Annotated in this window: 18 protein-coding genes and 1 pseudogene; 8 read left to right on the forward strand and 11 right to left on the reverse strand. The window is 71.4% G+C overall.

Annotated elements, in window-relative coordinates:
• Positions 1–45: 45 nt before the first annotated feature.
• Positions 46–1041, forward strand: a complete 996-nt coding sequence (gene galE / locus AB0M92_RS32015) for a UDP-glucose 4-epimerase GalE (RefSeq protein WP_366105829.1) — start codon at positions 46–48, stop codon at positions 1039–1041.
• A 76-nt stretch (positions 1042–1117) separates the two neighbouring features.
• On the opposite strand, the gene AB0M92_RS32020 is transcribed toward galE, so the two are convergent.
• The 3 genes from AB0M92_RS32020 to AB0M92_RS32030 form a co-directional block, all read right to left on the reverse strand.
• Positions 1118–2395, reverse strand: a complete 1278-nt coding sequence (locus tag AB0M92_RS32020; RefSeq protein ID WP_366105830.1) for an MFS transporter — start codon at positions 2393–2395, stop codon at positions 1118–1120.
• Between the two features lie 243 nt (positions 2396–2638).
• Positions 2639–3538 (reverse strand): NAD-dependent protein deacetylase, encoded by a 900-nt coding sequence (locus AB0M92_RS32025; protein WP_366105831.1) that lies wholly within the window; start codon positions 3536–3538, stop codon positions 2639–2641.
• Between the two features lie 257 nt (positions 3539–3795).
• Entirely contained in the window at positions 3796–4164 is a 369-nt protein-coding gene (locus tag AB0M92_RS32030; protein WP_366105832.1) for a hypothetical protein, read from the reverse strand.
• A gap of 219 nt (positions 4165–4383) precedes the next feature.
• Between AB0M92_RS32030 and AB0M92_RS32035 the strand changes: the two genes are divergently transcribed.
• Positions 4384–5964 carry a carboxylesterase family protein gene (locus tag AB0M92_RS32035; RefSeq protein ID WP_366105834.1) on the forward strand — a complete coding sequence of 527 codons (1581 nt, stop codon included), beginning with the start codon at positions 4384–4386 and terminating at the stop codon, positions 5962–5964.
• Positions 5965–6054: 90 nt separating this feature from the next.
• Here AB0M92_RS32035 and AB0M92_RS32040 read toward each other — a convergent pair whose 3' ends face one another.
• From AB0M92_RS32040 to AB0M92_RS32055, 4 genes are all read right to left on the reverse strand, one after another.
• Positions 6055–6741 carry a hypothetical protein gene (locus AB0M92_RS32040; protein ID WP_366105835.1) on the reverse strand — a complete coding sequence of 229 codons (687 nt, stop codon included), beginning with the start codon at positions 6739–6741 and terminating at the stop codon, positions 6055–6057.
• Positions 6742–7146: 405 nt separating this feature from the next.
• A complete protein-coding gene (locus AB0M92_RS32045) occupies positions 7147–7740 on the reverse strand; it encodes a ribosome-inactivating family protein (protein WP_366105836.1) in 594 nt (197 codons plus the stop codon).
• A gap of 234 nt (positions 7741–7974) precedes the next feature.
• Positions 7975–8196 (reverse strand): hypothetical protein, encoded by a 222-nt coding sequence (locus AB0M92_RS32050; protein WP_366105837.1) that lies wholly within the window; start codon positions 8194–8196, stop codon positions 7975–7977.
• Between the two features lie 104 nt (positions 8197–8300).
• On the reverse strand, positions 8301–9149 hold the full coding sequence (locus AB0M92_RS32055; RefSeq protein WP_366105838.1) for a MurR/RpiR family transcriptional regulator: 849 nt from the start codon (positions 9147–9149) through the stop codon (positions 8301–8303).
• A 70-nt stretch (positions 9150–9219) separates the two neighbouring features.
• On the opposite strand from AB0M92_RS32055, the gene AB0M92_RS32060 reads away from it, so the two are divergent.
• Positions 9220–10077, forward strand: coding sequence for a DMT family transporter (locus tag AB0M92_RS32060; protein WP_366105849.1), 858 nt, complete (start codon positions 9220–9222; stop codon positions 10075–10077).
• A gap of 84 nt (positions 10078–10161) precedes the next feature.
• Here AB0M92_RS32060 and AB0M92_RS32065 read toward each other — a convergent pair whose 3' ends face one another.
• Positions 10162–11898 carry a hypothetical protein gene (locus AB0M92_RS32065; RefSeq protein ID WP_366105839.1) on the reverse strand — a complete coding sequence of 579 codons (1737 nt, stop codon included), beginning with the start codon at positions 11896–11898 and terminating at the stop codon, positions 10162–10164.
• A gap of 292 nt (positions 11899–12190) precedes the next feature.
• Positions 12191–12859 carry a dihydrofolate reductase family protein gene (locus AB0M92_RS32070; protein WP_366105850.1) on the reverse strand — a complete coding sequence of 223 codons (669 nt, stop codon included), beginning with the start codon at positions 12857–12859 and terminating at the stop codon, positions 12191–12193.
• A 315-nt stretch (positions 12860–13174) separates the two neighbouring features.
• Between AB0M92_RS32070 and AB0M92_RS32075 the strand changes: the two genes are divergently transcribed.
• Complete coding sequence (locus AB0M92_RS32075; protein ID WP_366105840.1) at positions 13175–13774, forward strand: TIGR03086 family metal-binding protein; 600 nt, start codon at positions 13175–13177, stop codon at positions 13772–13774.
• Positions 13775–13792: 18 nt separating this feature from the next.
• Here AB0M92_RS32075 and AB0M92_RS32080 read toward each other — a convergent pair whose 3' ends face one another.
• Positions 13793–14353 carry a winged helix-turn-helix domain-containing protein gene (locus AB0M92_RS32080; RefSeq protein ID WP_366105841.1) on the reverse strand — a complete coding sequence of 187 codons (561 nt, stop codon included), beginning with the start codon at positions 14351–14353 and terminating at the stop codon, positions 13793–13795.
• A 222-nt stretch (positions 14354–14575) separates the two neighbouring features.
• Complete coding sequence (locus AB0M92_RS32085; protein ID WP_366105851.1) at positions 14576–14659, reverse strand: putative leader peptide; 84 nt, start codon at positions 14657–14659, stop codon at positions 14576–14578.
• A 339-nt stretch (positions 14660–14998) separates the two neighbouring features.
• Between AB0M92_RS32085 and AB0M92_RS32090 the strand changes: the two genes are divergently transcribed.
• From AB0M92_RS32090 to AB0M92_RS32105, 4 genes and pseudogenes are all read left to right on the forward strand, one after another.
• Positions 14999–16234: an acyl-CoA dehydrogenase gene (locus AB0M92_RS32090; protein ID WP_366105842.1), complete on the forward strand. Its 1236-nt coding sequence runs from the start codon at positions 14999–15001 to the stop codon at positions 16232–16234.
• 181 nt (positions 16235–16415) lie between these two features.
• Positions 16416–16874: an Rrf2 family transcriptional regulator gene (locus AB0M92_RS32095; RefSeq protein ID WP_366105843.1), complete on the forward strand. Its 459-nt coding sequence runs from the start codon at positions 16416–16418 to the stop codon at positions 16872–16874.
• A gap of 200 nt (positions 16875–17074) precedes the next feature.
• Entirely contained in the window at positions 17075–17146 is a 72-nt protein-coding gene (locus AB0M92_RS32100) for a putative leader peptide (RefSeq protein WP_351157054.1), read from the forward strand.
• A 305-nt stretch (positions 17147–17451) separates the two neighbouring features.
• Positions 17452–17706 (forward strand): annotated as a pseudogene (locus AB0M92_RS32105) (sulfate ABC transporter substrate-binding protein); the annotation flags it as partial.

A 17706-nucleotide genomic window follows, 5' to 3' on the forward strand; every position in this document is an offset into this window, starting at 1 on the left:
AGCCTGGGTTGCCTGCTTGGCTCGAACGACCGGGAAGAGATCATCGTGAGCACCGTCCTCATCGCCGGGGGAGCCGGCTACATCGGCAGCACCGTCGCCTCGGCCTGTCTGGACGCGGGCATCACTCCCGTGATCCTCGACAACCTCGTCCGCGGCCGCCGCGAGTTCACCGAGGGCCGCAGCTTCTACGAGGGCGACATCGCGGACGGCACGCTGGTCGACCGGATCTTTTCGGAGCACCCGGACATCTCCGCCGTGGTGCACTGCGCCGCGCTGATCGTCGTACCGGATTCCGTTGCGGACCCCATCGGCTACTACGAAGCGAACGTCGCGAAGAGCCTGGCCTTCGTCGGCCACTTGCACCGCAACGGCTGCGACCGCATCATCTTCAGCTCCTCGGCCTCGATCTACCAGGCCGAGGACGGCTCGCCCGTCAACGAGGACTCGCCGCTCGCGCCGCAGAGCCCGTACGCGCGCACCAAAGCCGTGTGCGAGGAGATGTTCGCCGACATCGCCGTGGCCGGGCCGCGCGTCCTGTCGTTGCGGTACTTCAACCCGGTCGGCGCCGACCCCGAGCTGCGTACCGGCCTCCAGCTCAAGCGGCCCAGCCACGCCTTGGGCGTGCTCATCCAGGCGCACCGGGAAGGCCGCCCGTTCCCGATCACGGGCACGAACTACCCGACACGTGACGGCACCGGCATCCGGGACTACGTGCACGTCTGGGACCTCGCCGCCGCCCACGTCGCGGCGATCGAGCGCTTCGACTCCATCCTCACGAAGTCGAAGCGCTCGATCGCGATCAACTTGGGCACCGGCCACGGCAGTACCGTCCGCGAGCTGTGCGACGCCTTCAACCGCGTCGTGAGCACGCCCCTGGTCACCGTCGACGCGGACCCTCGCCCGGGAGACGTGGCCGGCGGCTACACCAAGAGCGACCGGGCGGCCGAGCTGCTGGGCTGGATCCCCAAGTTGTCGCTGGAGGAGGGCATCCGGTCCGCGCTGGACTGGATCGCCGTGCGCGACGAGCTGCTGAAGGACTGACGCGCCCGGCCGGTCCATCGGCACTCACGGAGGCCGGGGCGGCTCGAACAGCGCCTCTCGACCACCGGAACGTCCGCTACGCCTGCTCCACCTCGCGATCCTCATGCACTGCCCTCGACCGACCGCTCGGCGCAAGCCGGTTGACGCGGTGCACGTCCGGGACGCAGAGGTTGAGGACGGTCGTGAGGGCGATGATGACGGCACAGGCCAGGAGCGCTCCCTGGCTGCTCCACGAGTCGGCTGCGACGGCGGTGACGAGGTAGCCGAGAGGGATGGCGAGGCGTTCGCCGATGCCGTTGAACGCACTCATGCGGCCCTGTTCCGACAGGGGCACGTGCTGTTGGAATGCGGTGTTCCAGGCAACGACCGCGACATCGAGTCCGATGCCTGCCAGCAAGGCGGCAACGAGGACGAGCGGCAGAGGCATGCTGCAGGCCATGGCGGTCAGGGGGAGCGCGAGGGCACCGCCCGTGGCCACCGCGACGGTGAGCAGCCGGTACGCCTTCCAGCGCAGGCACACAAGGGTTCCCGCCAGCAGGCCGGAGGCGAAAGCCGCCTGGATCAGACCCCAGTCGCGTGCTCCGTCGTATTGCCGCGCGGCCACGAGGGGGCCCAGAAGCTGGAAGCCCGCCAGCCATGCGGCGACGAGGACGGTGCCGGCGGCCGTGTAGCTCCACAGCCAGGTACGGGACCAGAAGCCGGTCCAGCCCGCCCGCAGATCGGCCAGGACGCGGCCGGGCTTGGCGACCGGGGCCTCCAGGCGCAGACCGAGAAGCAGGACGGCCGCGATGGCGAACGTGAACGCGTCCCAGGCGAGCGCCCACGCCGCGCCACTCGCGGCGACGACGATTCCGCCGACGACCGGCCCCAGTACCCTCACCGCGTTGCTCGGGAGCCTGAGCAACGCGTTGGCCTGCTGCAGGTGCTCCTCGGGAACGATCTGCGAGACGGCACCTTGTGTGGCCGGAACGATGAACGACGCGGCCGTTCCCGAGATGAACCCGCACGCCGCGATGGACATCGTCGTCGCATGTCCGGTGGCGACGGTGACGGCCAGCGCACCCTGCGCACCGGCGGCCAGCAGGTTACCGAGGAACAGGAGCCGGCTTCGGGACAGGCGGTCGGCGAAGAGGCCGCCGATGAGCAGGAACACGATCGTGGGGACGGTGTTCGTGGCAAGGACCAGGCCGAGGGATCCGGCCCCGCCACCCTGCTCGATGACGGAGTACGCCAGCGCGAGGGGGGCCATCGCAGACCCCGTCGCCGAGATGAGGGTGGCCGCCGCGAACCGCCGGAAGGCCCCGGTCTTCCACGGTGTGCTGAGGTCCTGCGATGACTCGGCGGCTGTCTTCATGATCTCCCTCGCGCTCGGCGCAGCGTGCACTCTAGTGCAGCGGCACGTCGTGCCGGACGAAGGGTCAGGCCGCTCGGCCAACGGTGCGATCGCCCATGCCCGACGGGGACTTGAGCACGGTGCGGGTTCACCGGGCGGGCAAGACGGCGCCTTCTCGCGTCCGGCGGGCGCCACTTTTGCGGTGGAACCGGGCTGCGCGACCCGACGGGCCGCCCGGACGTCTCAGGTTGCCGTCCGGACGTCTCAGGTTGCCGTCCGGTCGTCGAGCGGGATGCCCAGACGGTCGGCCAGGGTGGTGAGGGTCGGGCCCAAAGGGAGCGCGACCCGGGTGAGCGCGTGCTCGTCGCCACGGGTCGGATCGTGGTTGACGATCAGTACGGGCTTTCCGGCCCGGGCCGCCTGCCGGACGAACCGGAGCCCCGACATCACGGTGAGCGATGATCCCAGGACCAGGAGCGAGCCGGCCCCGTCGACCAGTTCGCGGCAGCGCGCGACCCGCTGAGGCGGAACGGATTCGCCGAAGAACACCACGTCCGGCTTGAGAACGCCGGCACACCGCGAGCACGGCACCACACGGAAGTCACCGACCTGCCCGTCGGTGAGGTCGGCGTCACCGTCCGGGTTCAGCCCGGCGGCGACGGGCTCGAATCCGGGATTGGCGTCGGCGAGCCTGCAGGCGACCTCCCGGCGGGATGCGAACGTGCCGCAGGAAAGGCAGACGACCCGTTCCAGACTCCCGTGGAGTTCCACCACGCCCTCGCTGCCGGCGGCCTGGTGCAGCCCGTCGACGTTCTGGGTGATCACACCCGAGAGCAGGCCACGGCGGCCGAACGCGGCCACGGCCCGGTGCCCGGCATTGGGCCGGGCCCGGCCGAACGTGCGCCAGCCGAGGTGACTGCGCGCCCAGTACCGGCGTCGCGCCTGGGCGCTGGCGGTGAATTCCTGGTAGGTCATCGGGGTGTGCCGACTCAGGCTTCCACCCTCGCCCCGGTAGTCGGGGATGCCCGACTCCGTGGAGATGCCTGCCCCGCTGAGCACCAGCACCTCGCCGCTGCGCAGCGCGTCGGCGACCGGCTCCGGATCGGTGGTACCGGGCCGTAGGCCCGCGGGAGGCGTCCAGCTCAGAGTGGGGCGCATGCGCATACCCGCCAGCGTACGCAACAGTCGCCGCGCAGGCGCCGGCCCGCGCACCCCGGGCCGGCCGGGCCGCCTGCCTCAGCAGCCCGCGGGGGCTGACGAGTGCCGTGACGGGCCGAGCCCCAGCAGCCGCCCCTGACGCGGGACAACGGAGCGGGCCCGTACGGACACCGCTGCCGTCCACGCGTCGTGCCTCGTGAGGGACGACGGTGAAGCCGGCGTCGTGCGTGGCATTCGGCGAGCGGCTCCGTCCTCCCGCCGCCTCACTCGCCGTCGTCGTCGTACGTTCCCGCTTCCACTTCCAGGGCGAGTTGCTGGAGTACCTCGATCGAGGTGATGTCGGTACGGCCGGCGTCGTGGGCCATGGCCAGGCTGGTGAAGGCCAGGCTGAAGCCGGCGACCATGGTGTGGAGGGCCGGGCCGAGCGCCTCCGCGACGACGCGGGCCACCTGCTGCGGCGAGGCGTCGGCGGGGACGCTGATCGAGGGCAGCATCTCGTTCAGCAGCTGGGTGACGACCCCGGCTTCCGTTTCGGGAGTGTCATCGCCCTCACCCGCCTCGGCTGCCCGGCGGATCTCCTGGGACTCGGTGAGGATGCCGACGACTCGCTTGAGGACCTCTGCGCGTTCCATCGTCGGAGCGTAACCGGCGCCCGCCCGGGTGTGCGCTCACATTCGGGAGTCGGGTGTGCGCGACCGGCTCCCGAGGGCGGGGACGCGGCCGTCGCGCCCCTTGACCCCGATCACATGCATAGCGTAATGATTGCGATCGTCAAATTATCACCATACTCCTTGGCGGGGTCATGATCCGCCGGGCACGGCCACCGGCCCCTCCACCCGAAAGGAGCCCCCATGGGTGCCACCGTCCAGACCTCGACCGGCAAGATCGCAGGCGCGGCCGAGAACGGACTGTCCGTCTTCAAGGGCGTTCCCTACGCCCTCCCGCCGGCCGGACCACTGCGCTTCCAGGCACCGGTCCCGGTCCCCGCCTGGGAGGGAGTGCGTCCGGCGACGTCCTTCGGCTCCGCTCCCCCACAGCTGCCCCTCGTCCCGGGGATGCCTGCGGCCTGGCGGCCGGAGGACGGGCTGGACTGCCTCAGTGTCAACGTGTGGACGCCGGGCGGGGCCGGTGACCGGCTGCCGGTCATGGTGTGGATCTATGGGGGAGGGTGGAAGTCGGGCTGCTCCGCCGACGCCGGCTATGACGGCGAAATGCTCGCGCGGGGCGGCGTGGTCATGGTGACGTTCAACTACCGCGTCGGCTTCGAGGGATTCGGGTACGTGCCGGGGGCGCCCGCCAACAGGGGCTTCCTCGACCAGGCCGCCGCACTCACCTGGGTGCACGAGAACATCGCGGCCTTCGGCGGCGACCCGGACAACGTGACGCTCTTCGGCGAGTCGGGCGGCGGCGCGTCCACCGCGGCCCTGCTGTCCGCGCCCGGCGCCCGGGGCCTGTTCCACCGCGCCATCGTCCAGAGCATGGCCGGACGGTTCCTCCCCGAGGAGGAGGCTCGGCGCATCTCCTCGATGACCGCGGAAGCACTCGGTGTGGGCCTCGACGGGCTGGCGTCCGTACCCCCGCAGGAGCTGCTCTCGGTCCAGGACGTGGCACTGCCCGCGATGCGCGCGGATCCGGGCAGCTGGACGACCCCCGAGGCGATCACCTCCTTCTCCCCCGTCATCGACGGCGTCACCGTGGTCGACAAGCCCTGGCTGGCGATCCGTTCGGGCTGCGCCCGCGACATCGACCTGATCGCGGGCTACACGCACGATGAGTTCACGATGTTCGCCATGCAGCGCGGGGTCGTCAGAATGGGGCTCGGCGCCGTGGTCAAGGCCGCGCCCATGATGCTCTCGGCAGCACGGGCGGGATTCCGGGACCGGGCGGCCGGCAAGCCGCCCCAGCCCTCGGCGCGGATCCGCCGCCTCGACCTCGATGCCGTGGGCGAGGAGCTGCGTCTCGGCCGCGGGGCGGCCGCCGACTACCGCGCCGCTCACCCCGGCCTGACCGATGCCCAGTTGTACGTCGAGATGTACTCCGACGCGCTGTTCCGCATGCCCTCCACCTGGCTGGCGGAAGCGCACGCCGCCGTGGGCGGCCGCTCCTGGCTCTACGACTTCACCTGGAGCAGCCCGGCCTTCGGCGGAGCCCTGGGGGCCTGTCACACCGTGGACATCCCCGCGACCTTCGGCCATGCGAAGGGACCCCTCTCCGGCTTCCTGTTCGGCGGCAAACCCCCATCCCAGGACTTCGTCCGGCTCTCCGAGCGGCTCCGGGCCTCGTGGATCTCGTTCGCCGCCTCGGGAGACCCGGGCTGGCCGGTCTTCACGGCGGACCGGCCGACGACCCGCGTCTGGGACGTCGAACCGACCCTCACCGAGGACCCGCTCCCGGCATCCCGGCGGATCTGGTGGGAGCAGTCCGGGCTCTGACCCGTGCGCACGCGGCGCGTTCCGGTCAGCAGGTGCCGGGCGCCGGGCGCCGGGTGGCCCGGAGGAGCCTGCGAACGGCTCTCCGGCGGATCAGCCGACGCGCTCGATGCGCGCCCGGCGGATCAGGTTCTTGCCGGGCTCCCGCACCTTGTCGAACGCCGCGTTGTTCAACAGGGCACAACTACCCGACGGCCCGTTCACCGCCACCGTCGTCGACTGACCGTTGTCCAGGTTCGTCACCTTCAACTTCGTCCCCACCGGAAACGTCCCACTACTCGCCGCCGGCGCACCCCCCTCTCCCGACAAGGTCACCGTCGACCCCTGACACACCACTTCCCCGGTGGCCGGCGGCACCTTCACTCCGCCGGCACCAGCCGCACCAGCCGCACCCGTCGCACCGGCCGGAGCGGCACCGCCGCCCACACGCTCGATGCGCGCCCGGCGGATCAGGTTCTTGCCGGGCTCCCGCACCTTGTCGAACGCCGCGTTGTTCAGCAGCACACAACTACCCGACGGCCCGTTCACCGCCACCGTCGTCGACTGACCGTTGTCCAGGTTCGTCACCTTCAACTTCGTCCCCACCGGAAACGTCCCACTACTCGCCGCCGGGGCACCCGCCTCCCCCGACAGGGTCACCGTCGACCCCTGACACACGACGTCGGGGGCGGCGGCGTTGCCTGTCGCCATCGTCGTGACGACCGCTCCCGTCACCAGGGCTCCCGTGACGGCAGAGAGCACGAGCTTCTTCTTCAGACTGACCGTCCGCTTTCGGGACATTGACACTCCTCGATCGATGGATGGTGGCCTCCCCCGTCCTGCTTACGGCCTGAATCCCGCGCGTTTTCAATCCTTGTCGCCGTCTTACAAATCCGTCCGTGCGGAGGTTCAGGACCTCGTGTGGCCCTTCCTCGTGGTCCGGCGCCTTTGGAGCACGTTCAAAGGCGCAGGTGAACGGGCCTCCGCCGACAGTGGCCGAAGGGCGTGCAGAGCCGATGCCGAACGCCGATCGACACGGAGGCGAAGAGGGCACAGGCAGGCTTAAGGCTCAGCTGATCTCCCCTTAAGGTCCGGGCCGACGGTACGGACGGGTCACCGCGCGCCGTCCGGCCGGCCGGCCGGACGTGTCCGGCAGGCTCGGCAGGGCGGTTCGGGAACGAGATTTCGGTCCGCCGGTCTCGGCTTTCACACCGGTGCCGCATCCGACAGTCGTCCTCCGGTCATCCAGATGCGCGACATCGCATCGGCCAGCGCGGGATATCGGGCGGCCTCGCAGATCATTTCCGTCAGCACGAGAAGTCCGTGCGCGGTGCACTGCGGATCGCGGTTGCGGTGCAGCCAGGTAACCGCGTTGCCCAGTTGCCGGCGCCCCAGCGAGATCCCCAAACGCCTCACTGCGGCGGCCGTTTCCAGGTCGGAGCGGCCTCCCCCGAACGGCAGGACTTCGCTCCGACGGATACCGGGTGGGGCGACGGAGTCCCGAACGTGTCGGACGGACGCTTCCTGTGGAGCCTGTCCGTTCTCAAGAGTGTTGCGGAATCCGACCATGCGCATGCCCGCGTTTTCCAGGCGGAGCTCGATGTAGAGGTCCATGGACAAACCCCTGAGTTGAACGTGCAGGGGCAGGTAGGCCAATTCCCCCGGCCGTCTCGACGCCCCGCCGAAGAATCCCTGGGCGTCCTCCGCCCTCGACCGGATGGTCGCCGTCAAGTGCTGGTACTCGTCCGCCGATGCGTGCGCCGGGGAAAACGACACGGGTTTCAGCATCGCCGGCCCCATCAGGGCAGACCGCCCGTAATCCGCCTTCCCTTGAGTAATCTGACCGCGATCGGTTCCATCCCGCTGTGTTCACGCATACGCAGACACCGCCTTCGGCAATTCTCCCCATCGCAGGGTTTCGGATCGGTTCGATCCTTTGTAGTCGCCCCGGTGGCAGCGAGGCGAATACTTGCCGCCTGATGCTAAGAAATCGGCGCACGCCGGCGAACAGCCGCCGGGCGGGGGCGAAAGCGGCTACCCCTTGACGGGGTCGGCTCCAGGCCGCTTGACGATCCGGTCTCCGACCGCGATCGACTTCCAGAGGCCGCGGCCGATCCGGACCTTGATCGTGTCGCCCTGGGCGAGGCGGATCTCGGCGAAGTGGTACATGTTCGAGCCGTCGAGCATGCCCCTTGAGAGGTTGACCACGACGCCTTCCCAGGCGTCGTCACGTCCGATTTTGTGTGAGTTCGACATGGTGTGAAGCCTACGGAGAACGAAAGGCCCTCCGGTAGGGCCGCCCATCCCCTCTCGGGCCGTACAAATGTCATGCCCGAGCGACGGCACGCCCGTGCCCGCCGTCAGTACGAATGGTCGACCGTGACGTCCGCCGACAGCCGCAGTGCCGCCTCGGCCGGCGCTCCACGCAGTCCCAGCAGGGTGAGCGCGAGGGCATCGATCACGGTGAGGTGGGCCAGCCTGCTGGCGACGGTTTCGAATCCGAACACCAGGTCCTGGCCGCCCGCGACCAGCGTACGGTCGGCGGCCTCGCTCAGCGGCGAGCGGGCGTAGCTCGTCAGGGCGACGACACGGGCTCCGGCCCGCCGCGCCCCCCGGGCGGCGTCCACCGTGCTGCGCGTCGCGCCCGTGTGGCTGATCGCCAGGCAGACGTCGGCGGAGGTCAGCTGCGAGGCGGCCAGCTGCGCCGTCAGCGGGTCGGCCGGAGCGTCGACCGCGCAGCCCAGCGCGCGGAGCCGGTAGGCGGTGTCCAGCGCCACCGCGCCGGACAGTCCCGCGCCGACGACCAGTACCCGGGCGGCCGTGTCGATCAGTGCGGCCGCCGCGCGCAGCAGCTCCGGGGTCACCGTCGCCGCCACCCCCTCCAGCGCCTCCCGGGCGGCACGGATCGTGTCGGTCAGGGCGCGGGCGGCCGGGTCCGGGTCCTGGGAGGGCTCCTGGGCAGGGGCCTGCCGGGCCGCGGCGATCTTCAACTCCTGGTACCCGCGGAACCCCAGCCGCTGGCAGGCCCGTACGACGGTGGACGGTGCGGTCCCGGCCAGCGCAGCGACGTCGCTGACGCTGAGGTGCACCAACTCCGCACCCTTGTCCAGGACGACCTGCGCCACCCTCGCCTCGGTATCGCGCAGCTCGGACAGGTGGGCCCGGATGTAGGCGGCGAGACCACCCCTTGTCGCGGAATCAAATTCCATGGAGTTACCCTAGCAAGGAAATCCATTCCACAGCTCGCGGGGAGTGACCGTGTCAGCGAACCTGTCGTCCATGACGGGCACGGCCGCCGTGCCCGTCGTCGTCCTCGCCTCGGCGGTGCTGCACGCCACCTGGAACGGCCTCACGCACGGCCTGCGCGACAAACTGGCCGGCTTCACGCTCATCAGCCTCGCCTCCGCCGGGTGCGGGGCCGTGCTCGTCTGCCTCGCCCCGCTGCCCGACCCGAGGGCCTGGCCGTACATCGCCGTCTCCGCCGCGCTGCAGGTCGCGTATCAACTCCTGCTGCTGCGCTCCTACCAGCTGGGCGACTTCGGCCAGATGTACCCGACCGCCCGGGGCACCTCGCCCGTCGTGGTGGCCTTGGTCTCCACCGCCTTCCTCGGCCACTCCCTGCCCGTCGGCCAGGCCCTCGGCATCGCGGTGGTCTCCTGCGGGCTCGCCGCTCTCGCCTTCGCCGACGGAATCCCCGGCCGCGCCCAACTCCCCGCGCTCGCCGCTGCCGTCGGCACCGGCCTGATGATCGCCTCCTACACCCTCGTCGACGGCAGCGGCGTCCGCGTCTCGGGCAGCGTCTTCGGCTACATCGCCTGGCTCTTCCTCTGCCAGGGGCTCGTCCTCCCGCTCATCGCCTGGGCCCGCCGGGGCCCCGCCCTGCTCACCGCGCTGCGCCCGCTGTGCGGCCGCGGCCTGGCCGGCGGCCTGCTCTCGCTCCTGGCGTACGGGCTCGTCGTATGGGCACAGTCCCGCGGCGACCTCGCCACCATCGCCGCCCTGCGCGAGACCAGCATCGTCTTCGGCGCCCTGATCGGCGCGGTCGTGTTCCACGAGCGCCTCGGTCACCGCCGCATCACCGCCAGCGCCGCAGTCCTGGCCGGCATCGTCGTGCTCCAGCTCACCGGCGGCGCCTGAGCGCCGGGGCAGGGCCGCCGAGGGCCGCCGAGGGCCCCCGACGGCTTTGGCGATGCCGGCCGTGATGCTGCGGGTGAGACCCCGTCAGCTGTCGGAGCGGAACGCCCCGTGGACGCGCAGGTCACCGTTGATGGCGACCAAGTCGTCCCGGGTGTGCATGATCCATCCGACGTCCTTGTTGCGGACCGACAGGTGTCCGTTCGCGTTCACCTTCCCGATGAACAGCGAGTCTCCCTGGACCCGCAGTTCGCCGTTGATCGACACCTTGCCGTCGTTCGTGTGCATGACCCAGGCACCTCCGCCCCGGACCGACAGGTGTCCGTTCGCGTTCACCTTTCCCTCGAACTGCGACTCGCCCCGGACGGCGAGGGCGCCGTTGGCGTTCACATCGCCCTCGGCGTCGAGGCGCCCGCGGACGATCAGCCGCGGTGGGCCGTCCTGCGTCTCCAGCACGTTGTCGACGGTCAGCCCTCCCTGGAGGGTGAGGCGTTCCTTGACCGTGGCCCGATGGGTGGTCACGTCGTTCAGGTCCGCCGTATCGGCCGCGACGGTTCCCCACTGGCGGTTTCCGGCGCCCTGGAACACGTTCACCCCGGCGGTCGGGAACTCGATCCAGCCGTCGGCGGCCGTGCGGCCCTGCACCCACTTGGTGTTGATCCCGTTGAGGTCCGCCTTGTCGGCGGCGACGGTTCCCCACTCCTGCTTTCCGTCCTTGCGCACGTTCACGCCGGACTGCGGGAACTCCAGCCATCCCTTGCCGGCGTCGCGGTCCCCCACCCACCGGGTGTTGATGCCGTTCACGCTGATCTTGTCGGCCGTGACGGTGCCCAGATCGCCTCCCGCTCCGTGGCCGACCGTGATCCCGTCGGACGGGAACCGGATCCACCCGGCACCGGTGTCGCGGCCCCGCACCCACGTCGCGGTCACGGTGTCGACGTCGGCCGCGGCGGCCGAGACCGTGCCCGGGGCCTGGGCGTCGTCCTGGAACTGCGCGCCCCGCGCGGTGAAGGTGATCCGGCCCCTGTCCGCCGTGCCCTCGACCCACGGGGCGTGCACCCCGGCCGTCGCCGTCACGCCCTCGAACTCGGGACTGCGCAGGTGGACGGTGGTGGTGAGGAAGGAGCCCGCCTGTTGAGAGCCCGGGGAGGTGGCCATGAGGGTGTACGTGGCGTCCCGCTTCGGCTCCTGGCCCGCCTTCGGCGACCACTCCCAGCCGGACGCACCGTTCCTCGACGTGACGGTCTCCGCGGAGCCGTCCGGACCTTGGATCCGGTACGTGAGCGTGTCGGGCCCGTCCCACCTCAGGACCACGTCCTTGCCCGCGGCCACCAGGGAGTCCTTGGGGCGGAAGTTGCGCGGCACCCTGGACGCCTGCTTCAGCAGGCTCAGCGTCACGGGGTTGCTCTGCACCCTGGCCCCGTTCGCCGCCCTCTCCGTCACCTGGAGCAGCACCAGGCCGGGCACGGCGGAGACCGGGAAACCGTCCAGTACCAGGGCCATGGAGCCGGCCTTCTGGAACAGCGTGTTGGGGCGGGCGGTCACCGTGAGGACACCTGTGTCGCCGTCCCAGACGACGAGCGGCTCCTCCCCCTGCTTGGTCGCGGTGTTGTGTTCGACCCGTGCGTTGACCGTCTTCGGATGGGGCGTCAGATCGCCGTCCGCCGGGCCGACGGGTACTCGTAACTCGATCGAGTACCAGATCACCTCGTCCATGGTCGGATTGGAGACGACGACGTGGACCGCCCCCTGGGACTCCTCCCCTGCCCCCGGCACCTGGAGCGGAGCCGGGTCGGTGAGGATTTCGTAGTTCAGAGAAGCCATCGCTGAAGACCCCCTGTATCTGCTGTGCGGACGCTCGCCCCCCACGGACGCAGCACCTTCAGCACAGCACCCGCCCTGCGCGGCGCGGTACCGAACCGGCCCAAGCGGCGCGAATCAGCCCCACACTGGCCTGATCGGGGATTCCTCGTCCTTCCGGCGGCGCGGGCTCGCCCGCGCCGTGCGCCGCACACCGCCGACCGGCTCCCCGGATGCTCGGCGCCGATGCCACCGGCGCCGGTCCGGAGCGCCGTCTCGCGCGCGTGCCGGCCCGGCCGGCGCCCTGGAGACCCGCTCAGGCGCCGTTTCCTGCACCGTTTCCCACACCTCCTGCACCGCGATCGGGTGCGCCCATGTCCCCCGTCGCGGGCGTGCCCTCGGCGAGGCCGTAGCGCAGGTAGACGGTCCCCTTCGGCCCGGCCGCCGGAGGTTCGAGGAGGGTGACGTTGGTCGGTACCGTGCCGCCGTCGAACACCTTCTTGCCCACGCCGAGCAGGATCGGGTGCACCCAGAGGTCGAGACGGTCGAAGAGCCTCTCGCGCAGGAGGCTCTGCACGAGGTCCAGGCTGCCGACGACCTTCACGTTCTCGTGCCGTTCGCGGATCTCACGCACCGCTGTGGCGAGGTCCGGGCCGAGCTGCGTGGACCCGGCCCACGAGAGGTCGGGCTTGCCGCGCGAGGCCACGTACTTCGGGACGCGGTTGAAGAGCGCGGCGATCTCGCCGTCCTCGCCGCCGCCCTTCTGGTGGGGCCAGTAGGCGGCGAAGATGTCGTAGGTCCGCCGGCCGAGCAGGAGGGCGTCGGTGCCCTCGTACGCGGCACCGATCTGCGCCCCGCCGACCTCGTCGAGCAGGGGCGCCTGCCAGCCGCCGAACGGGAACCCCGCCGGGTCCTCCTCGGGGCCGCCGGGCGCCTGCCCGACGAGGTCGAGGGTCGCGAACATCTCGATGTGGATGAGGCCCATGGCTTCCTCCGGTGAGTCGGTTGTCTCCGTCAAGAGATAGACCGGCGGATGCCCGCAAACTCATCGACACGACGGAGTCCGGCGCGGACGAGCCCGGGGCGTGTCCGCGAAGCGGCGCCGTCCGCCCGTCGCGGGACGGGCGGGACTTCGCCGACCATCACACCGGCATGGCTGCGCATGGGCCCGGCCGGGCCCCGCCGGCCCCCGCGGCGGGGCCGTGACCACAGGGCCGCGCAACGGTGCCAGCGTGGCGATGGGGCCCGGCCTCGTCACCGGTCTACCCTTCAGGCGCAGTACCCCGGAGGGAGAGGCAAAATGCCCGACACGACGGATGTCGATCTCGAACCGCAGGCCCGGCTCGTGGCCCGCCTGGCGAGGGCCGTCCCCGACGCGGCACTCGCCGATCGGACGCCGTGCCCCGAGTACAGGGTCCGTGACCTGCTGGGCCACCTCGCGGGCCTCGCCGTCGCGTTCCGCGACGCCGCCCGCAAGGACCTGGGCCCCACGACGGACACGGCCCCGGGCGCCGCCGCGCCCCCCTTGCCCGCCGACTGGCGCGAGGAACTGCCCCGGGTCCTGACCGAGATGGCCGAGGCATGGCGGGAACCGGCCGCCCGGACCGGCATGACCCGTGCCGGAGGCGTGGACCTCCCCGGCGAGATCGCGCTGATCGTGGCCGCCGACGAACTGGTCGTCCACGGCTGGGACCTGGCCAGGGCCACCGGCCAGGTCTACACGCCCGACCGCGCCGCGTTGGACCTCGCCCACGCGTTCCTGCGCCAGGCCGCCGAGGACGATGATCGCGGCGGGGGCATCTTCGGAGCGGTCGTGCCCGTACCGGACGACGCCCCGCTCATCGACCGGACGGTCGGACTCAGCGGGCGCGATCCCCAGTGGACGGCGCCGCCCGCCTGATCGACGGCCGGACCCGGGTCACCGGTTGTCGGGGACGTACTTGTAGCCGACGCGGCGCACGGTGGAGATGCGGTCCCGGTGGGCGGGTCCGAGCTTGCGGCGCAGCCGGGCCACGTGGACGTCGACCGTACGGCCGTCGCCGATGTGTCCGTAGCCCCAGATGCCCGTGATGAGGGCGTCACGCGTGTGCACCGTGTACGGGTGGGCCACGAGATGGGCCAGGAGGTCGAACTCCAGGTACGTGAGGTCCAGTTCGTGCCCGTCGACCTCGGCCAGCCGACGCGCCGGGTCCACCCGGATCGCGTCGTCGAGCCGGGCGGGGTCGGGCTGCGGGGCCGGCTCCGCCCCGGGGACCCGGGGCAGCCCGAGCCCGAGGGGATGGATCTCCGGGCGGATGCCGTGCGCCTGCATCAGCGCGACCGGGTCGACTTCCGCCGGCAGGAACACGAGGTACCCGACGCGGCCGCCGGCGGTCCCGCCGACGGGGACGGCCGGGGCAGCGGACGGACGGTCGCCGACCAGCTGGAGGCGGGGGGCGGGGGAACGGCGAACGGCGGGTGCGGGGATTGCGGTGGTCATGATGAGCCCCTTCGGCTGCACGGAGTGAGGTACGGATGCAGGGTGTTCGGGCATGACAGGGCACGACGGCTCCGTGACGGATTCGACCGGGAGGGTCGGCGTGGTGCATGCCGGACCGACCCGCACGGCCCGGAGGGCCGGGGCCACGAGCAAGGCGCGACGCACGGAGGAAGCGACGCCGGAACATCGGCGCGCATCGGTGAAATGCCCTGACGAAAAGCCCTAGAGGGGGCGGCAGACGGCGCTGGCGACGCGACGGAGGTCAACGTGCCTGCGGCGTACGAGCAACGGCTGCGACGGGGACATGGGCACATCCTGAGGTGCGCGGCGGATGCTCGTCAACACTTCCCTACTTGTTGCGTAGGAAAGGGCCGGGCGAAGCACACGAAAGCTTCCCCCCGCCAGAAGGGCAAGGAAACACAACTTCGCAGCTCAGCGCAGTCCTTGACGGCAAATCCGGCCTCGATCCCACCCGCCCTGCACCGATCCGCAGCGTCTCTCATCCCGAGATCGAACTGTCCATCATGCGGTCACCGCCTTGCCGGGAAGGTCACTTCGGGCGAATATCCCTATCAATCCGATGGGAAAGGTGGGGATTTACCGCCCTGCCCGGTCGCCACCCAACAACGTTCCGGAGTAGCCGACATGACCACCCCCACCCCCGGCCCCACCCTCGCCCCCGGCCCCACCCCCGGCCCCGTCGACCGCCCATCCGCCGACGAGCGGCACCGCGCGCTCCTGCGCACCGCCCGCGATGTGGCGGACGACCTCGCCGCTGACGCCATCGCCCGGGACCAGGCCGGCAAGCCGCCGACCGACGAGACGGCCCGGCTCCGCGAGGCCGGCCTGCCGGCCGCCCTCACCCCACCCGGACCCGACCGGGGGGCGGACTGGCGTACGGGGTGCGCCGTCATACGGGAGATCGCCGCGGCCGACAGCTCCGTCGGCGACCTGCTCGCCCGTCACTACGTACATGCCTGGAGCGGGCGCTTCTACGCGGACCCCGAGCTCGCCGCCGCCCTCGAAGAGCAGTCGGTGCGCGAGCGCTGGCTGTGGACCGGGGCGGTCCGAACCCCCGCGCCCGACGGCGACACCGAGGAGCCGGACCTCACTCTGAGGCCCCGCCCCACCGGTCCGTTGCTGAACGGACGCCGGTACGTGGACACGGCGGTGGACGCGGCCGACCAGCTCGTGGTGGACGCCGTCTGCGCCGCGACCGGCGACGTCCTGGTCGTACGGATTCCGGCCGGCACACGGGGCCTGAGCGTCGACCCCTCCCACGATCGCCTCGGACAGCGGGTCGCCGGCGCCGGCCGGGTCGTACTGGACCGGGTCGCCATCACGCCGGACCAGGTGCTGGGCCGCCGACCGCACGACGAGGAGTCGACCCCACCCGTCACCGCCCTCGCGGAACCGGCACTGCGGCTCGCCCTGTGCCACGTCGGCCTCGGCATCGCTGAGGGCGCGCTCACCGAAGCGCGCGACCTCAGCAGGGGCGGCCGCGCACATCGGCCTCCCGGGGAGGACGCGGACCTGTTCCTGACGTACGGGGAACTCGCCTCGGCCGCCCAGACGGCCAACGCCGTGGTCGACCGGGCGACGGAGGTCATGGCGCAGGCCCTCGCCACGGGCGCGCACCTCGACGCCGACGTACCGGCGGGCGTCGCCGCCCTGGTCGCCACGGCCGAGGCCGTGACGTCGAAGGCCGCCCTGCACATCACCGCTCGGGTACTGGAACTCGCCGACGCTCCCGGCCTGGACCGCTTCTGGCGCAACGCCCGGGTCCTGACGGCCCACCGACCGGTCGCGCACCGCCTGCGCTCCATCGGCGAGCACTACCTCAACGGCTCCCACCGCGCGGTGGCGGCGGCCTTCCACTGACGCGGGGCTCCTGCCCGGGGTGCGGATCCACGGGCCGGGCCCCCGGCTGCCGGACAGGCGCACCCGCCCGGCAGTCCGCACCCGCCCGGCGGTCCGCGGGCACCCGGCGGTCCGCGGGCACCCGGCGGTCCGCGGCCACCCGAGTCCGACGCCGGCCGGATCCATGCCGGATAATGGCCCCATGCGGATCTCAGCCAGGGCGGACTACGCGGTACGTGCCGCACTGCAGCTTGCCGCGTCGCAGGACGACGGGCCGGTGAAGGCCGAAGCCATCGCCGCGGCCCAGGACATCCCGCACAAGTTCCTTGAGGGCATCCTGAACGACATGCGCCGAGGCGGTCTCGTGCTCAGCCAGCGCGGCGGCAACGGCGGCTACCGTCTGGCCAAGCCCGCCGGATCCATCACCATCGCGGACGTCATCCGCGTCGTGGACGGACCGCTCGTCTCGGTGCGCGGCGTCCGCCCACCTGACCTGTCCTACACCGGACCCGCCCAGTCGCTGCTTCCGCTGTGGATCGCGTTGCGGGCCAATGTGCGCGAGATCCTCGACGGTGTGACGCTCGCCGATGTCGCGTCCTCCGAGCTGCCCTCCGGCGTATCGGCACTGGCCGATCCCCCCGGGGCCTGGACCAACCCCTGACCCTCACCGCTGCTCCACTTCCATCTCGCCTCCGCACCCCCGGCCTCACCTGCGATTTCTCGCATAGCGAGATCGCGGCGTCCACGATGCGGTCAGCCTCTTGGGCCCGCCGTCCGGCTCTGCCAATATGCCTACCAACCAGGTGGGAAAACTAGGAATCAAGTGAGGTGGCCGTGCGAGAACTGCACCACGCAGGCCGGATGCTGCCTCTGACCTCCCGCCGGCACATCGACCTCGTACGTACCTCCAGCGCCATCTGTCAGCCCGGCTGACGCTCTGCGCCGGGTGCGCTCCGCACGTACCTCCGTCGACCTGGCCGCCCTCCCGGCAGGCCTGACCGACCGCGCGCTTTCGGGCGCGGTCGTCCGGCGTACGACCTCGACGCCCGTGTTCGGGACGACGTCCGAAGCCCGCCGACTCCTCAGCCGTGACCGAGTTCCCGCCGGCAACGGCCGGAAGCGGGTGCCGTGCGTGCCGATGCCCCGCCTCGCCCTTCGCCGTACACCCGCACTCCCCTATCTCCGCACTTCCGCACTTCCGCACTTCCGTGAACACCGTCCCGTGAAAGGACACCTCCGTGTCTGCCGCCAGATCGCTCACCATCCTGCGCGCCATCGCCGTCACAGCGGCGCTCCCCCTGCTGCTCACCGCCTGCGGCTACGGTTCCGAGGCGAAGAAGGACGACGACGAGAAGGCGAACGTCGCGGCTGACGGCGGCAGGAAGCTGTCGGCGTCGGAGGTCCGGATCGGGTACTTCCCGAACCTGACGCACGCGACCGCGCTGGTCGGCATCCAGGAGGGCCTGATCGCCAAGGAGCTGGGCGCCACCGCG

Origin of the sequence: Streptomyces sp. NPDC051582 (assembly GCF_040681715.1) — a bacterium.
Classification (GTDB): Bacteria; Actinomycetota; Actinomycetes; order Streptomycetales; family Streptomycetaceae; genus Streptomyces.

Bases quoted from the DNA above. Each gene is read 5' to 3' on its own strand.
- AB0M92_RS32035 (WP_366105834.1), top strand. From the start codon at position 4,384: ATGGGTGCCACCGTCCAGACCTCGACCGGCAAGATCGCAGGCGCGGCC.
- AB0M92_RS32055 (WP_366105838.1), bottom strand. From the start codon at position 9,149: ATGGAATTTGATTCCGCGACAAGGGGTGGTCTCGCCGCCTACATCCGG.
- AB0M92_RS32090 (WP_366105842.1), top strand. From the start codon at position 14,999: ATGACCACCCCCACCCCCGGCCCCACCCTCGCCCCCGGCCCCACCCCC.
- AB0M92_RS32045 (WP_366105836.1), bottom strand. From the start codon at position 7,740: ATGGGGCCGGCGATGCTGAAACCCGTGTCGTTTTCCCCGGCGCACGCA.
- AB0M92_RS32070 (WP_366105850.1), bottom strand. From the start codon at position 12,859: ATGGGCCTCATCCACATCGAGATGTTCGCGACCCTCGACCTCGTCGGG.
- AB0M92_RS32085 (WP_366105851.1), bottom strand. From the start codon at position 14,659: ATGTCCCCGTCGCAGCCGTTGCTCGTACGCCGCAGGCACGTTGACCTC.
- AB0M92_RS32080 (WP_366105841.1), bottom strand. From the start codon at position 14,353: ATGACCACCGCAATCCCCGCACCCGCCGTTCGCCGTTCCCCCGCCCCC.
- AB0M92_RS32040 (WP_366105835.1), bottom strand. From the start codon at position 6,741: ATGTCCCGAAAGCGGACGGTCAGTCTGAAGAAGAAGCTCGTGCTCTCT.
- AB0M92_RS32025 (WP_366105831.1), bottom strand. From the start codon at position 3,538: ATGCGCATGCGCCCCACTCTGAGCTGGACGCCTCCCGCGGGCCTACGG.
- AB0M92_RS32050 (WP_366105837.1), bottom strand. From the start codon at position 8,196: ATGTCGAACTCACACAAAATCGGACGTGACGACGCCTGGGAAGGCGTC.
- AB0M92_RS32075 (WP_366105840.1), top strand. From the start codon at position 13,175: ATGCCCGACACGACGGATGTCGATCTCGAACCGCAGGCCCGGCTCGTG.
- AB0M92_RS32065 (WP_366105839.1), bottom strand. From the start codon at position 11,898: ATGGCTTCTCTGAACTACGAAATCCTCACCGACCCGGCTCCGCTCCAG.
- AB0M92_RS32095 (WP_366105843.1), top strand. From the start codon at position 16,416: ATGCGGATCTCAGCCAGGGCGGACTACGCGGTACGTGCCGCACTGCAG.
- AB0M92_RS32020 (WP_366105830.1), bottom strand. From the start codon at position 2,395: ATGAAGACAGCCGCCGAGTCATCGCAGGACCTCAGCACACCGTGGAAG.
- AB0M92_RS32030 (WP_366105832.1), bottom strand. From the start codon at position 4,164: ATGGAACGCGCAGAGGTCCTCAAGCGAGTCGTCGGCATCCTCACCGAG.
- AB0M92_RS32060 (WP_366105849.1), top strand. From the start codon at position 9,220: ATGACGGGCACGGCCGCCGTGCCCGTCGTCGTCCTCGCCTCGGCGGTG.